Source organism: Streptomyces otsuchiensis (assembly GCF_004305975.1).
Lineage (GTDB): Bacteria > Actinomycetota > Actinomycetes > Streptomycetales > Streptomycetaceae > Streptomyces > Streptomyces otsuchiensis.
The window spans coordinates 1-14892 of record NZ_BHZI01000149.1 but is presented as its reverse complement, the minus strand read 5'-3'; the positions used below and the strand labels follow the sequence as shown (position 1 = coordinate 14892).

The following is a 14892-nucleotide window of genomic DNA, read 5'->3' as shown; positions in this document are numbered from 1 at the left end:
CCCGAGGGATGAGGGAACGGGGGACACGGGGGAACGGGTTCGCGCCTGGGGAGTCGCGGGCCACGGGGAAAGGGGACGAGGGGTCCGGCCGACCGGGGGGTTTGGCCGGACCACTCGTCCCTTGCCGCGTGCCGTGGGGAACGCCTGGCGGGTGCGGCGCGGACGCCGTGCGCCCGCCGCCCTTCGCCGCGGCGCGTACTCGCCTCAGGCCGGCAGCCGTCCGCCCGTCTCCGTGACCGGCGCCGCCGCCTGCTCGACCACGCGGCCGCCGGCGCCCGGGCCGTTCGCGGCGGCGGTCAGCCGGGAGATCCGCCGCAGTGCCTCGTCCCGGCCACAGCAGTGGGCGCCCATCGAGACGTTGCGCGTCACGATGGCGCGCTCCGCCCGCAGCAGCGCCCAGCCGCGGCGCAGCAGGAACCGCAGCGGCTTCCGGCTTTCCCGCACGTCCCGGGCCAGCCGGCGCCGGAAGGTGGTCAGCGGGTGGTTGCACAGGCAGATCGAGTCCGCGAGCAGTCCGAGTTCGGCGCATGCCTCGCCGATCTCGGCGGCGAAGATGCCCTCCGCGACGAAGAGCGGCGCGCCCTCCAGCCGGAAGTCGCGGCTGCCGGTGCGGGCGCTGCGCGCGAGGGAGTACTCGGGGATGCGCGCGTCGCCGTCGGCGCACAGGGTGCGGAGGGCGGCGACGGCGTCGGCGCTGTTCCACGACTGCGGCGCGTCCCAGTCCGTGCCGGCGCCCGAGGCGAGCGGCGGCAGCGTCGGGTCGTCGCCGTCCTTGTAGAAATCGTCGAGCCGCAGCACGGGTAGGCCGGTGCGGGCGGCGAGCCGGGACTTGCCGGACCCGGAGGGGCCGGTCAGCAGGATCACGCGGGCGGGGGCGCTGGAAGTCACGGGCACCTATTGTCCCGTATCAACCGTACGGGTGAACCGGCGAGGTGTGACCGGCCCCGAATCCCCACATTCGGCTACCCTCCGAGGCTGTCAGCTCACTCAACGCGTCCCCGGCAGGTTGCCTCATGCCCTCTCACGCCCGTCATGCCCGTCATGCCCGCCACGCGCGGCCCAAGGGGGCGGGTGCCCGTCGGCTGGGCATGGTGCTCGGCTTCGCCGGCACCGCGGCGGTCGCCGCGGCCGGTCCCGCCCAGGCAGCCGAACTGCTGGGCGGCTACGACCCCCTGGAGACGGTGGAGTACGTCATCGCCCCGGCGGCCGACGTGAAGCTCTACCCGATGACCGACACCGGGGTCGATCCGCTGAGCAACGGGATCCGTACCCAGGTCGCGGACTTCCAGCCGGTCGGCACCGACGACGTGACCGAGCCGCTGTTCGGCAACGGCGCCTCGCTCTCGGACGTCACCGGCCAGCTGGGCCGCGTACTCGGCCGCTGAGGCGTCACGGCGTCACAACGCCCCGGGGCGGACGGTGGGTTCACCGTCCTCCCCGGGGCGTCGCTGTCGGGCTCCGGGCTCTCGGCTGCCGCCGGGCCGTCCGCCCCGGCGGTCAGTAGGACGAGCCGCCGGCGCCCAGTCCGCCCATCGGGTGCCAGACGGTCTTGGTCTCCAGGAACGCCAGCATCCGGTCGGTGCCAGGCGTGGTCTGCCAGTCGGCCCGGGCTTCGGGGCGCAGCACCCGCTTGAGGTTGTCGGCCGCCGCCACCTCCAGTTCGCGGGCCAGCTCTGCGTCGCCCGCGGTGGCCGCCAGGTCGATCGCGTTGACGTCCTGGTGCGCGGCCAGGGGCCGCCCGATCTCCGCCGGAGAGCCGGAGAGCAGGTTCACCACTCCGCCCGGCAGGTCGGAGGTGGCCAGCACCTCGCCCAGGGACAGCGCGGGCAGCGGGGCGCTCTCGCTCGGCACCACGACGGCGGTGTTGCCGGTGACGATCACCGGCGCCAGCACCGAGACCAGCCCGAGGAACGAGCTGTCCGACGGCGCCAGCACCGCCACCACCCCGGTGGGTTCCGGCGTGGAGAGGTTGAAGTACGGTCCGGCGACGGGGTTGGCGCCACCGGCGACCTGCGCGATCTTGTCGGACCAGCCCGCGTACCAGACCCAGCGGTCGACGGCGGCGTCCACCTGGGCGGCGGCCTTCGCCTTCGACAGCCCCTCACCGGCGGCGACCTCGGCGGTGAACTGCTCCCGGCGCCCCTCCAGCATCTCCGCGACGCGGTACAGGATCTGGCCGCGGTTGTACGCGGTGGCGCCGGACCAGCCGCCGAACGCCTTGCGCGCGGCGACCACCGCGTCACGGGCGTCCTTGCGCGACGAACGCGGCGCGTTGGCCAGCCAGTTGCCCTTGGCGTCGGTCACCTCGTACACCCGTCCGCTCTCCGATCGCGGGAACTTGCCGCCGACGAAGAGCTTGTACGTCTTCAGCACGCTCAGCCGGTCAGTGCTCAAGGTAGGCCTCCAGCCCGTGACGGCCGCCCTCGCGGCCGAAGCCCGACTCCCGGTATCCGCCGAACGGCGAGGTCGGGTCGAACTTGTTGAACGTATTGGCCCAGACGACCCCCGCCCGCAGCCGGCCCGCCATCGCCAGGATGCGCGAGCCCTTCTCGGTCCACACCCCGGCGGAGAGTCCGTACGGGGTGTTGTTGGCCTTGGCGACCGCCTCGTCCGGGGTGCGGAAGGTGAGCACCGACAGCACCGGGCCGAAGATCTCCTCGCGCGCCACGCGGTGGGCCTGGCTCACGCCGAGGAACAGCGTCGGAGCGAACCAGTAGCCGTTGGAGGGCAGTTCGCACGGCGCCGACCAGCGCTCGGCGCCCTCGGCCTCGCCGGCCTCCGCCAGCTCGGTGATCCGCGCCAGCTGCTCGGCGGAGTTGATGGCGCCGACATCGGTGTTCTTGTCCAGAGGATCCCCGACCCGCAGGGTGGTCAGCCGCCGCTTGAGGGCGTCCAGCAGCTCGTCGTGGATCGACTCCTGGACGAGCAGCCGCGACCCGGCGCAGCACACCTGGCCCTGGTTGAAGAAGATGCCGCCGACGATCCCCTCGACGGCCTGGTCGATCGGGGCGTCGTCGAAGACGATGTTGGCGCCCTTGCCGCCCAGTTCCAGCGTGAGCCGCTTGCCGGTTCCGGCGACCGTGCGGGCGATCTCCTTGCCGACCGCCGTGGAGCCGGTGAACGCCACCTTGTCGATGCCGTCGTGGCCCACCAGCTCGGCGCCGGTCGCGCCGTCGCCGGTCAGGATGTTGACGACGCCGCGCGGCAGCCCGGCCTGACGGCAGATGTCGGCGAAGAACAGCGCCGAGAGCGGCGTGGTCTCGGCGGGCTTGAGCACCACGGTGTTGCCGCAGGCCAGCGCCGGGGCGATCTTCCATGCCAGCATCAGCAGCGGGAAGTTCCACGGGATGACCTGTCCGGCCACCCCGACCGGCCGGGGCGCGGGCCCGAAACCGGCGTGGTCCAGCTTGTCCGCCCAGCCGGCGTAGTAGAAGAAGTGCGCGGCGACCAGGGGGAGGTCGGCGTCCCGGCTCTCCTTGATGGGCTTGCCGTTGTCCAGCGTCTCCAGCACCGCCAGTTCGCGCGAGCGTTCCTGGATGACGCGCGCGATCCGGAAGAGGTACTTGGCCCGCTCGGCGCCCGGCAGGGCGGACCAGCCCGTGAACGCCTTGCGGGCGGCGGCGACCGCCGCGTCCACGTCGGCGGCACCGGCCTGCGCGACCTCGGAGAGCACCTCCTCGGAGGCGGGCGCCAGCGTCTTGAAGACCTTGCCGTCGGCGGCCTCGCGGAACTCCCCGTCGATGAACAGGCCGTAGGACGGGGCGATGTCCACCACCGAGCGGGACTCGGGGGCGGGGGCGTAGGCGAACACGCCGTTCTGGCCGTGGAATCCGTCGTTCGTCATGGCAGGGTCAGTCCACCGTCACATAGTCGGGACCGGAGTAGCGCCCGGAGCTGAGCTTCTGGCGCTGCATCAGCAGGTCGTTCAGCAGGCCGGACGCGCCGAAGCGGAACCAGCGCGGGCTCAGCCAGTCGTCGCCCAGGGTCTCGTTGACCATCACCAGGTACTTGATGGCGTCCTTGGTGGTGCGGATACCGCCGGCCGGCTTCACGCCGACCTGCCGGCCGGTGGAGGCGCGGAAGTCGCGGACCGCTTCCAGCATCACCAGGGTGTTCGGCGGGGTGGCGTTGACCGCGACCTTGCCGGTGGAGGTCTTGATGAAGTCGGCGCCGGCCAGCATCGCCAGCCAGGAGGCGCGGCGCACGTTGTCGTACGTCGCCAGCTCGCCGTTCTCGAAGATCACCTTGAGCCGGGCCGCGCCGCCGCTGGGGCGCTCGCAGCACTCGCGGACCGCCGCGATCTCCTCGAAGACCTTGAGATAGCGGCCGGAGAGGAACGCGCCCCGGTCGATGACCATGTCGATCTCGTCCGCGCCCGCGGCCACCGCCTCGCGCACGTCGGCGATCTTCACCTCGCGGGAGGCACGGCCGGCGGGGAACGCCGTCGCGACCGACGCCACCTGGATGTCGGTGCCGGCCAGGGACTCCTTCGCGACCCGGACCATGTCCGGGTAGACACAGATCGCCGCGGGGCTGGGGGCGGTGCGGTCGCTCGGGTCCGGGTTGCGGCCCTTGGCACAGAGCGAGCGGACCTTCCCGGGGGTGTCGGCGCCCTCCAGGGTCGTCAGGTCGATCATCGAGATCGCCAGGTCGATCGCGTACGCCTTCGCCGTCGTCTTGATCGAGCGGGTGCCGAGGGCGGCGGCCCGGGCGTCGAGCCCCACCGCGTCGACTCCGGGCAGCCCGTGCAGAAAGCGGCGCAACGCCTGGTCGGAGGCGGTCACGTCCGGCAGAGCGGGAGCAGCAGAGGGTGGCATGGTCACCAGGGGAGCATATCTACGCGCGTAGCCACATGTCATCCCCCTGTGGTCGGGCGGCTCCGGAGCGGCCCGGGCGGGGGCGGGCGCCGGGGTGCGTGGTGGTCGCGAGCCGGTCGTGGGCGGGGTCGCGAGCGGGGTCGCGGGCGCCGGGAGCCCCGTTCGGGTGAGTGTCGCGAAAAACCTCGATCCCGGGGCAACGGAACCGCCGAAACCGGTGGTCTGGTGGGTGAGAGGGGGAGACGGAGTGGATGCACAGCACGAAGAGCAGTTCCGGGTGTTCGCCCTGAGTCGATGGCCACGGCTGGTCCGCACGGCCTATCTGCTCACCGGCGACCGCCACGAGGCGGAGGATCTCGTCCAGATCGCCCTGACCAAGGCGTACCGCTCGTGGCGGCGGGTCCAGCGCAGTGACAACGCCGACGCCTATGTGCGGCAGATCCTCGTGACCTGCAACAAGGACCGCTTCCGCAAGAAGCGCGTCGCGACGTGGCTGACGGCCGCCCTCCCGGAGCAGTCGGTGGCGGCCGATCCGGTCGCCAGATCCGAGGAGCGCCAGCGCCTGATGTGGGCGTTGTCGACCTTGCCCCGCCGGCAGCGGGCGGTCGTGGTGCTGCGCTACTGGGAGGACCTCCCCGAGTCCGAGGTCGCCGAGATCCTCGGCTGCTCGCCCGGCACGGTCAAGAGCCAGGCGTCGAAGGCACTGGGAAAGCTCAGAGCCGTTCTCTCGGCGGACGCCCTGACCGCCGTCCAAGGAGGATCGAGATGACCGACCCGACCGACCGCACCGACGACTCGCCCATCGAGCACAGGCTGCGTCAGCTCCTGGCCGAGGAGGCCGAGGGTGTACGGGCGACGGAGCCCCCATGCACGGACATCGTCCAGGTGGCGCGCACTGCCCGCGCGCGGCGCCGCGCGGTACTGGGCGCGAGTCTGGCCGTGCTGGTCGCCGTGCCGGGGGCCGCGGTCGCCGGCGCCGCCGTGTTCGGCAGTGGCCCGGACGCTGACCACCATGCCGCGGCGCCGGCCACCGAATCCGACGCGGGGACCGGCGATCCCGGCGCCCCCGCACCCCCGGACGACTCGGACGACTCGAGTGACGCGGACGACGGCGATGGCGGCCAGGCCGACTCCGACGGGGCCGACCACCAAGGGACCGCACGCCTGCCCGAGCACCCCGAGCGGCAACTGCTGGACGGCGTCAGCGGCGAGGAGGCCCGGTCCATCGCCGAGGATTGCCTCGCGTTCCACCACAAGAGCCAGGAGGAGTCCGCCGCGTTCGGCATGGAGATCGGCACGATGCCGGAGTTCCAGCCCGAGGACCTCACCATCCTCTACGCCTGGCGCGCCCAAGGCGGTGTCAACGTCGACATGGCCTACCAGACGAGAGTGCTCGTGGTGGCGACCGATCCGCCGGAGGGCGCAGTCCTGGAGCTCATCTGCGCTGCCGACGAGGACGGCGCGACCGGCCTCCAGTCAGCCGCGGGTTCGGTCGAGGGCCTCGGCGGTGACCAGCATGTCGACACGAGCTGGGCCGCCCGCTACGCCTCGCCCGGCGAGGGCGTCGAGGTGAGCGACGACCGGCCCCTGCGGTGGGCCAGCTTCGGGCGGGTGAGTGACGCGGTGGACCGCGTCACGGTCGAGCACGCCGGGCAGAGCCAGGAGGCGCTGATCAGCGGCGGCTACTACCTGAGCACGGGGAACATGGAGACCGCCACCCGTCAGCGCCCGGTCATCACCGCCTATGACGCCGACGGCGACCTCCTGTTCGACTCCACGACGTTGCCGGGGTGGTGACGTGCCGGTCGTGCCCCACGGCCGCCTGTGAGGGGAGGGTCGTGGGGCACGACCGGCGGTTGACGGGCCGTTCAGGGGCCCGGCAGGGGGCAGTCCGTGAACGTTGCGGGACTGATAGGTCCGGCATCCGGACGCGTCGGGCACAATCGTCCGCATGACCAGTGAGCCGGAGAAGTACGCCGACCGCGTCTACCGATCGAGCGGAGCGATCGTGGGCGGGGTGCTGCTCCTTCTCGTCGCCGTCTGGCTCGGGGGCGACGCCATCGTGCGCGGCTCCGGCCGCACGCCCGTGCTGGCGATCGCGGTGCTCCTCGCGGCCGTGCCACTGATCGTCGCCTTCTCGCTCCGCCCGGCGGTGTTCGCCAACCGCGCGGGCATCCGTGTGCGCAACCCGTTCCGCACGGTCTACGCGCCCTGGTCCCGGGTGGAGACAGTCCGTGCCGGCTACACCTGCGAGATGGTCGCGGACGGCGGCAAGTACCAGCTGTGGTCCATCCCCGTCTCGCTCCGGGCCCGGTCCAAGGCCAACCGCCACAACCAGCGGCTGGCCTCCGGCGAACAGCCCTCGCGCGGCCCCTTCGGTGTCGGCACCGCCAACACCTCGGACACCAGTGAGCGTTCGGCGCCCTCCGACGCGGCGGTGAGCGAACTCAAGGAGCTGGGCCGCCAGAACAGTGACCGTCCGGACGCCAAGGGGCCGGTCGCCGTCACCTGGGCCTACGAGCTGATCGTGCCCGCTGCCCTGGGCGTCGTCGCCGTCCTGATCCTCTGGCTCTCCGCCTGACCGGTCTTCCGCCTGGCCGGGCCTCTGCCTGGTCTGACCCCGCCTGATCTGACCTGACCGGGTTGCCCCGGGTGCCCCCGGGGCCCGGCATGCGATGAACCGCCCCGTCGTGGAGCTCGCAACTCGGCGGTGATGTTCGTGAAACTTCCCTAACCTTCCCTGTTGCTTCGCTAAATAGGGAAGGTTAGGGTCAATGTGTGAGTGAACGTCTCTACTCCGTTGGGGAAGTCGCGGAGCAGCTCGGGCTGCATGTCCGCACCGTGCGCAGCTATGTGCGGGAGGGGCGGCTGGCCGCCGTTCGCATCGGCAAGCAGTACCGGGTCAGGCAGTCGGATCTGAAGGCGTTCACCGGGGGGCCGGTCACCGCGACCGGCAGCGGTCGGGAGCCCGACGGCGGGCAGTGGAGCGCCGACGTGTCGAGCATTGTCGACGTCGACGGCATCGACCCCGCCACGGCCGACCGCGTCAGCACGCTGTTGACGGCCATGGCGCGCAGCCGTGGCCCGGGGGAGGAGAAGGTACGAGTGGAGATCGCCTACGACCGCGAACGGGAGCGGATGAAGATCATCGTGCTCGGCGGGCTCGCGGACACGGCCCACATGCTCGACTACGTGCAGGGGGTGCTGGAGTCGTGAGCGTCGTCTACAAGTCCGAAGCGGGCGCGGCCGAGATCCGGCGCCGCTACGAGGAGGCGTTGCGGAGCTGGCCGGTGGCGGCCGAGCAGCTGCGCGTCCCCACCCGGGAGGGGGAGACCTTCGTTCTCGTCTCCGGTCCCAGGGACGCGCCGCCGCTCGTGCTGCTCCACGGAGCCGGCGCCAACGCCACCACCTGGCTCGACGACGTGGCGGCCTGGTCCGAGCGGTTCCGTGTCCACGCCGTCGATGTCGTCGGGGAGCCCGGCCTCAGCGCGCCGTCCCGTCCGGCTCTGGACTCGGACGCCTCCGCGCTCTGGCTCGGGGACGTGCTCGACGGTCTGGGTATCGAACGCACCGCGATCGTCGGGGCGTCGCTCGGTGGCTGGATAGCACTGGACTACTCGACGCGCCAGCCGGAACGCGTTACGCACCTCGGTCTGCTCTGCCCCGGCGGGCTGGGCCGTCAGAAGACGGGCTGGCTGTTCAAGACGTTGCTGCTGCGTCCCTTCGGACGTTGGGGAGCCCGGCGCTCCACCGCGGCCGTCGCCGGTCTGCACGCGAGGGAGCACCGCCCGGTTGTCGACCAGCTGGTCTTCCTCTTCAAGGAGTTCAAGCCGCGAACCGAGCGGCTGCCGCTCTTCTCGGACGACGCGCTGGGACGGCTGACCATGCCGGTGCTGGTGATCGTCGGCGGCAACGACGCGATGTTCGACTCCTGGGACACGGTCCGCCGGGTACGGAAACGGGTTCCCCAGGCACGGATGAACGTGCTGCCCGAGGCCGGGCACGCGATCCTCGGGCAGACGGCCGCGGTGGAGCGGTTCCTCAGTGGTCTGACCACGCCCGCCGCGACCGGCGGAGACGACACCGCCCAGTCCTAGCGCCACGGAACGCGCAACGCCGTCGCGTGCCGTGGCGGCGGGACAGGCCACGCCGGGGTGGCGTGCCGCTCCGATCGGGGCGGCACGGGCCCGGGCCAGCGGAGGGGCCGGCCCGGGCCCGTGCGCCGCACTCGGTCAGAGACCGAGCGCGGCGGAGACATCCCGCTGGAGTGCGGTGATGGTCTCCGCGGCCCGCTTGCGCGCAGACGGCAGCCCGGCCGCGTCGGCGACCGTGACCACGGCCTCCAGGTAGCACTTCAGCTTCGGCTCGGTGCCGCTCGGCCGGACCACGACGCGCGCGCCCTCCAGCGTGTACCGCAGCCCGTCGGTGGGCGGCAGTCCGTCGCCGCCCGCCGACAGGTCGTCGGTGCGCAGCACCGGCAGCCCGGCCAGCTCGGTCGGCGGCTGGGCCCGCAGCCGTGCCATGGCATCGGTGATGCGGGAGAGTTCGGAGACGCGCACGGACAACTGGTCGGTGAGGTGCAGTCCGTGCGCGACGGCCAGCTCGTCCAGCAGGTCGGTCAGGGTGCGGCCGTCCGCCTTGAGCTCACCGGCCAGTTCGGCGATGAGCAGCGCTGCGGTGATGCCGTCCTTGTCGCGTACCGCCCCCGGGTCGACGCAGTAGCCGAGGGCCTCCTCGTAGGCGTAACGCAGCCCGGGGACGCGGCCCAGCCACTTGAAGCCGGTGAGGGTCTGGGTGTACGGCAGGCCGACGGCGGCTGCCATCTTCCCGACGAGGGTTGAGGAGACGATCGTGGTGGCGAATGTGCCCCGGGCGCCCTTGCGGATCAGGTGTGCGGCGAGCAGCGCCCCGACCTCGTCGCCGTGCAGCATTCGCCAGCCGGCGTCGCCGGCCACCCGGCCGTCGATCTGCCCTTCCGTCTGCTCGTCCGAGTGCCCGTCCGTCTGCCCGTCCGTCTGCCCGTCAGCCTCACCGGCCGGGTGCGGGACGGCGACGGCGCAGCGGTCGGCGTCCGGATCGTTGGCGATCACCAGGTCCGGGGCCGGGTCGCCGCCGCGCGCGGCGGCGTAGACCAGGTCCATGGCGCCGGGCTCCTCCGGGTTGGGGAAGGCCACGGTCGGGAAGTCGGGGTCGGGCCGGGACTGCTCCGGCACCTCGATGGGCGCCGGGAACCCGGCGCGGGCGAAGGCGGCGGTCAGTACCCGCTGCCCCACGCCGTGCAGCGGGGTGTAGGCGACGCGGGCGGTGCGGGGCGAGCCGTCGGTGAGGACGGCCGTGGCGCTGTCGAGGTAGGCGTCGACGATCTCCTCGCCGAGGGTGTCCCAGCCCGAGCCGGGACGGGCGATGTCGCCAAGGGGCCCGACGGAGGAGATCCGCGCGGCGATGTCCGCGTCGGCGGGTGGCACGATCTGGCTGCCGTCACCGAGGTAGACCTTGTAGCCGTTGTCGCGCGGCGGGTTGTGGCTGGCGGTGACCGCGATGCCGGCGACGGCGCCCAGGTGCCGGATGGCGAAGGCGAGCACGGGGGTGGGCAGCGGGCCGGGCAGCAGCGCGGCCCGCAGACCGGCGCCGGTCATCACGGCGGCGGTGTCGCGGGCGAAGTCGGCGCTCTTGTGCCGGGCGTCGTGACCGACGACGACCAGCGGCCGGTCCTCGCCGGGATGACGGTCGCGGAGTTCGGCGGCGATCCCGGCGGCGGTGCGGATCACGACGGCGCGGTTCATCCGCATCGGTCCGGCACCCAGTTCGGCCCGCAGTCCGGCGGTGCCGAACTCCAGCTCACCGGCGAACCGGGCGGCCAGTTCCGCGTGCGCGGCCGTTTCGGCCCCGGACCGTGCTTCCGGCCCGGCCTCGGCCTCCGCCCCGGCCCCACCCTCCGGCCCGGCCTCGGCTTCGGCGAGGAGTGCGGTCAGTTCGGCGCGGGTCTCCGGGTCCGGGTCCTCGTCCAGCCAGGCCCGGGCGCGGGCTGCCAGCGCCGCGTCGGCCGCCATCAGACGCGCTCCAGGACCTGCGAGAGCAGTGCCCCCATCTGTTTGGCGGAGTCGCGGCCCGCCTGGAGCACCTCGGCGTGGTCCAGCGGCTCGCCGGTGATCCCGGCGGCGAGGTTGGTCACCAGGGAGACGCCGAGCACCTCGGCGCCGGCCTCGCGGGCGGCGATGGCCTCCAGCACGGTGGACATGCCGACGAGGTCGCCGCCGATGGCGCGCACCATGTTGATCTCGGCGGGCGTCTCGTAGTGCGGCCCGGTGAACTGGACGTAGACGCCCTCCTCCAGGCCCGGGTCGATCTCCTTGCACAGGGCGCGCAGCCGGGGGGAGTACAGGTCGGTGAGGTCCACGAAGTTGGCGCCCTCGATCGGCGAGGTCGCCGTGAGGTTGATGTGATCGCTGATCAGCACGGGCTGGCCGGGGCGCATGCCCGCGCGCAGGCCGCCGCAGCCGTTGGTGAGCACGATGATCTTGCAGCCCGCGGCGACGGCGGTGCGCACCCCGTGGGCGACGGCGGCGACGCCGCGGCCCTCGTAGTAGTGGGTGCGGCCGAGGAAGACCAGGGCCCGCTTGCCGCCGGAGGTGCGGTAGGAGCGGATCTTCCCGGAGTGGCCGGCGACGGCGGGCGGCGGGAAGCCGGGCAGCTCGGTGACGGGGAACTCGTGGTCCGGCTCCCCGAGCGCGTCGGCGGCCGGGACCCAGCCCGAACCCATCACCAGGGCGACGTCGTGGCTCTGCGCGCCGGTCAGTTCCCGGAGGCGCTCGGCCGCTGCCTCAGCCCTCTCCACATTCTCTGAAGCGTTCACGGAGGGAGCCTAACCGTTTTTTGCCTACGCGCGTAGACCTGTGTTCGGCCACGGGTCGTGCGGGTGTCGTGTGCCGGTTGTGCCGTCCGGGCGTCGGCCGGTCGCGGCGGATGCGCGCCGCCCGGAGGGCGTCCGGCCGGCGCGGCCCGGTGGGCCCGCCGGCTCAGCAGGGGCGCTTGCGCAGTTCCATCACGTAGTCGTGCGGTGCGTCGGCGGACTCCGCCGCGTCGGCGATCTCGCCGAGGTAGCGGGCGCTGGGCAGGCCGCCCTCGTAGCCGTTCAGCACGTACACCCAGGCGGGGAGGTCGCCCTCCAGTGTGGCGACCCGCACCCGCATCCGCCGGTAGATGTCGAGGCCGACGCCCTCCCAGCGGTCCATGCCGTCCTCGTCCATCGGCGCGATGTCGTAGAGCGCGACGAACACCTGGGAACGCGGTGCCTCCACGATGGTGGCCAGCGCGCCTTCCCAGCCCATGTGCTCCCCACCGAAGGTGAGTCGCCAGTCGGTCAGCCACCCCACGCCCCGGAGCGGGGAGTGCGGCGCGCGACGCGACATCAGCCGGGCATCGAGGTTTCCCGCGTAGGCGGCGTAGAGCGACATGGTTTGAGAGTACGGGAGGCGGCCCGCGCGGGGGGTGGGCGAGCGCTACCCGCGCGCCCCACGCGCTTCCTCCGCATCGTCCCCGCGCCGCTGGCGCGCGGCCAGCGGAGGGGTGAGCGGGTGATCGCGGAGCGGGTGCGAGACACTGGGGCATGTGACTCGGATCGTGATCATCGGTGGCGGACCTGGCGGCTACGAGGCGGCGCTGGTGGCGTCGCAGCTCGGGGCGGAGGTGACCATCGTCGACCGCGACGGCCTGGGCGGCGCCTCCGTGCTGACCGACTGCGTGCCCTCCAAGACGCTGATCGCCACCGCGGAGGTGATGACGACCTTCGACTCCTCCTACGAGGAGCTGGGAATCGTCATGGACCAGTCGGCCGCCACCGGGGCGCCGGGCCGGGTGGTCGGGGTCGACCTCGGGAAGGTCAACCGGCGGGTGAAGCGCCTCGCGCTGGCGCAGTCGCACGACATCACCGCCTCCGTCACGCGCTCCGGCGTGACCGTGCTGGCGGGACGGGGCCGGGTGGAGCCCGACCAGGCCGCCGACGGCTCCCGCCGGGTGACGGTCACCGAGCCCGACGGCACCAGCCGGGAACTGGTGGCCGACGCCGTCCTGGTCGCCACCGGCGGCACGCCCCGCGAGCTGGCGGACGCCCGCCCGGACGGCGAGCGCATCCTCAACTGGACGCAGGTCTACGACCTCGCCGAACTGCCGTCCGAGCTGATCGTTGTGGGGTCCGGCGTCACCGGCGCGGAGTTCGCGGGTGCCTACCAGGCGCTGGGGTCCCGGGTGACCCTGGTCTCCTCCCGCGAGCGCGTGCTGCCCGGTGAGGACTCGGACGCCGCCGCCGTCCTGGAGGACGTCTTCCGCCGTCGCGGCATGAACGTGATGGCACGCTCGCGGGCCGCCTCGGTGGAGCGGGTCTCGGGGCCCGACGGCGAGGACCGGGTGCAGGTCACCCTCTCCGACGGCCGGGTCATCTACGGCTCGCACTGCCTGATGGCCGTCGGCGCCGTGCCGAACACCTCCGACATGGGCCTGGAGAAGGCCGGGGTACGGCTGAAGGACTCCGGTCACATCTGGACGGACCGCGTCTCGCGCACCACCGCTCCCGGCGTCTATGCGGCCGGCGACTGCACCGGCGTCTTCGCGCTGGCCTCGGTCGCCGCCATGCAGGGCCGCATCGCGATGTACCACTTCCTCGGCGGCGCGGTCGCTCCGCTGGACCTCACCACCGTGTCGGCGAACATCTTCACCGACCCGGAGATCGCCACCGTCGGCTACACCCAGGCCGATGTGGACGGCGGCCGTATCGACGCCGAGGTGGTCAAGCTGCCGCTGCTGCGCAACGCGCGGGCCAAGATGCAGGGCATCCGGGATGGCTTCGTGAAGCTGATCTGCCGGCCCGGCACCGGGATCGTGGTCGGTGGCGTCGTCGTCGCGCCGCGCGCGAGCGAACTGATTCACCCGATTTCGGTCGCGGTCGACAACAGTCTGACCGTCGATCAGATCGCAAAGGCGTTCACCGTGTACCCGTCTCTGTCGGGTTCGGTCGCGGAAGCGGCACGTCAGTTGCAGTCCCGAAAGGCCACCGAGGGCGCCTGACCGGTCCCGCCACCACACCCCTACGACGCGAATCCGCAGGTCGTGGGGGTGTGTCGTGTCTGCGCCCGGGGTAGGGACGCAGATGGTGCTACCGCCCATATACCACGTGGGGCGACCGCGTTGTGACAACTTCGGAAAATTGCCGCAACCCGCTGAAAGCAGACGGACTTTGGCGTTACGGTCGGTTCCGTGTTCGCTGCAGAACGTCGCCAGATGATCCTAGAAATGGTGCGCGCCAACGGCGCCGTCTCCCTCCGAGAGCTTGCCAGAGTCGTTCAGACCTCCGAAGTGACCGTGCGGCGGGACGTCCGCATCCTGGAGGCCGAAGGGCTGCTCGACCGCCGGCACGGCGGTGCGGTGCTGCCCGGAGGCTTCACCCGCGAGGCCGGCTTCCCGCAGAGGTCGCTCGCCGCGTCGGCCGAGAAGGCCGCCATCGCCGAGGCCGCCGCCGGCCTCGTCGGTGAGGGGGAGGCGGTGGTCGTCGGAGCCGGCACCACCACCCAGGAGCTCGCCCGCCGGCTGGCCCGCGTCGCCGGGCTGACCGTGGTGACCAACTCGCTGCTGGTCGCGCAGGCGCTCGCCCACGCCAACCGGGTCGAGGTGGTGATGACCGGCGGCACCCTGCGCGGCTCCAACTACGCACTCGTGGGCAGCGGGGCCGAGCAGTCCCTCCAAGGGCTGCGTGTCTCCCGGGCGTTCATCTCCGGTGCCGGGCTGACCGCCGAGCGCGGCCTGTCGACCTCCAACATGCTCTCCGCCAGCGTGGACCGTGCCCTGGTCCAGGCCGCCGCCGAGGTGGTGGTGCTGGCCGACCAGACCAAGCTCGGCGCCGACACCATGTTCCAGACGGTGCCGACCGACATGATCACCCACCTGGTCACCGACCAGCCAGCCCCCGACAGCCAGGCGTCCGGTCAGCTGGAGGCCCTCGCCGACCAGGGCGTCCGCATCACCGTCGCCCCTGGAGAGGGGGGCGGCCGGCAGTCCCGCAGCCGCCGGGACTTCCCCGTCCCGC

At 72.6% G+C, this 14892-nt stretch carries 15 protein-coding genes; 8 read left to right on the top strand and 7 right to left on the bottom strand.

The features are described from left to right. Positions 1–204 precede the first annotated feature (204 nt). Complete coding sequence (locus tag E0D90_RS15595) at positions 205–888, bottom strand: uridine kinase family protein (protein WP_307721146.1); 684 nt, start codon at positions 886–888, stop codon at positions 205–207. Positions 889–1013: 125 nt separating this feature from the next. Here E0D90_RS15595 and E0D90_RS15590 point away from each other — a divergent pair, with 125 nt between their 5' ends. Next, positions 1014–1385, top strand: coding sequence for a hypothetical protein (locus E0D90_RS15590; protein WP_130798830.1), 372 nt, complete (start codon positions 1014–1016; stop codon positions 1383–1385). A gap of 112 nt (positions 1386–1497) precedes the next feature. Here the strand turns inward: E0D90_RS15590 and E0D90_RS15585 are convergent, their stop codons facing one another. The 3 genes from E0D90_RS15585 to deoC are packed head-to-tail and all read right to left on the bottom strand — an operon-like array spanning position 1498 to position 4817. Continuing rightward, positions 1498–2394, bottom strand: a complete 897-nt coding sequence (locus E0D90_RS15585; RefSeq protein WP_227870245.1) for an aldehyde dehydrogenase family protein — start codon at positions 2392–2394, stop codon at positions 1498–1500. Beyond that, the gene (locus tag E0D90_RS15580; protein WP_130798826.1) at positions 2384–3844 is read right to left on the bottom strand and encodes an aldehyde dehydrogenase family protein; all 1461 of its coding nucleotides are present in this window, start codon (positions 3842–3844) and stop codon (positions 2384–2386) included. The genes E0D90_RS15585 and E0D90_RS15580 overlap by 11 nt, the downstream gene beginning before the upstream one ends. Positions 3845–3851: 7 nt before the next feature. Further along, positions 3852–4817 (bottom strand): deoxyribose-phosphate aldolase, encoded by a 966-nt coding sequence (gene deoC / locus E0D90_RS15575; protein ID WP_227870247.1) that lies wholly within the window; start codon positions 4815–4817, stop codon positions 3852–3854. Positions 4818–5064: 247 nt separating this feature from the next. Here deoC and E0D90_RS15570 point away from each other — a divergent pair, with 247 nt between their 5' ends. From E0D90_RS15570 to E0D90_RS15550, 5 genes are all read left to right on the top strand, one after another. Beyond that, entirely contained in the window at positions 5065–5586 is a 522-nt protein-coding gene (locus tag E0D90_RS15570; RefSeq protein WP_103504261.1) for a SigE family RNA polymerase sigma factor, read from the top strand. Beyond that, positions 5583–6614 carry a hypothetical protein gene (locus tag E0D90_RS15565; protein ID WP_130798824.1) on the top strand — a complete coding sequence of 344 codons (1032 nt, stop codon included), beginning with the start codon at positions 5583–5585 and terminating at the stop codon, positions 6612–6614. The genes E0D90_RS15570 and E0D90_RS15565 overlap by 4 nt, the downstream gene beginning before the upstream one ends. Positions 6615–6768: 154 nt before the next feature. Beyond that, positions 6769–7398: a PH domain-containing protein gene (locus tag E0D90_RS15560; RefSeq protein WP_103504263.1), complete on the top strand. Its 630-nt coding sequence runs from the start codon at positions 6769–6771 to the stop codon at positions 7396–7398. A 197-nt stretch (positions 7399–7595) separates the two neighbouring features. Continuing rightward, positions 7596–8033, top strand: a complete 438-nt coding sequence (locus E0D90_RS15555) for a helix-turn-helix domain-containing protein (protein WP_130798821.1) — start codon at positions 7596–7598, stop codon at positions 8031–8033. Then, the gene (locus tag E0D90_RS15550; protein ID WP_130798819.1) at positions 8030–8914 is read left to right on the top strand and encodes an alpha/beta fold hydrolase; all 885 of its coding nucleotides are present in this window, start codon (positions 8030–8032) and stop codon (positions 8912–8914) included. Before E0D90_RS15555 ends, E0D90_RS15550 begins: the two co-directional genes overlap by 4 nt. Positions 8915–9049: 135 nt before the next feature. Here the strand turns inward: E0D90_RS15550 and E0D90_RS15545 are convergent, their stop codons facing one another. The 3 genes from E0D90_RS15545 to E0D90_RS15535 all read right to left on the bottom strand — a co-directional run bounded on the left by E0D90_RS15545 (position 9050) and on the right by E0D90_RS15535 (position 12271). Next, positions 9050–10867: a phospho-sugar mutase gene (locus tag E0D90_RS15545; RefSeq protein WP_130798817.1), complete on the bottom strand. Its 1818-nt coding sequence runs from the start codon at positions 10865–10867 to the stop codon at positions 9050–9052. Next, complete coding sequence (locus tag E0D90_RS15540) at positions 10867–11670, bottom strand: purine-nucleoside phosphorylase (protein WP_130798815.1); 804 nt, start codon at positions 11668–11670, stop codon at positions 10867–10869. The genes E0D90_RS15545 and E0D90_RS15540 overlap by 1 nt, the downstream gene beginning before the upstream one ends. 163 nt (positions 11671–11833) lie before the next feature. Next, positions 11834–12271 carry a gamma-glutamylcyclotransferase family protein gene (locus tag E0D90_RS15535; RefSeq protein ID WP_103504268.1) on the bottom strand — a complete coding sequence of 146 codons (438 nt, stop codon included), beginning with the start codon at positions 12269–12271 and terminating at the stop codon, positions 11834–11836. Between the two features lie 145 nt (positions 12272–12416). Between E0D90_RS15535 and E0D90_RS15530 the strand changes: the two genes are divergently transcribed. Next, positions 12417–13877 carry an NAD(P)H-quinone dehydrogenase gene (locus E0D90_RS15530; RefSeq protein ID WP_103504269.1) on the top strand — a complete coding sequence of 487 codons (1461 nt, stop codon included), beginning with the start codon at positions 12417–12419 and terminating at the stop codon, positions 13875–13877. 225 nt (positions 13878–14102) lie between these two features. Continuing rightward, positions 14103–14892 (top strand): DeoR/GlpR family DNA-binding transcription regulator (locus E0D90_RS15520; RefSeq protein ID WP_438827403.1); only part of this gene is annotated, 790 nt, incomplete at its 3' end.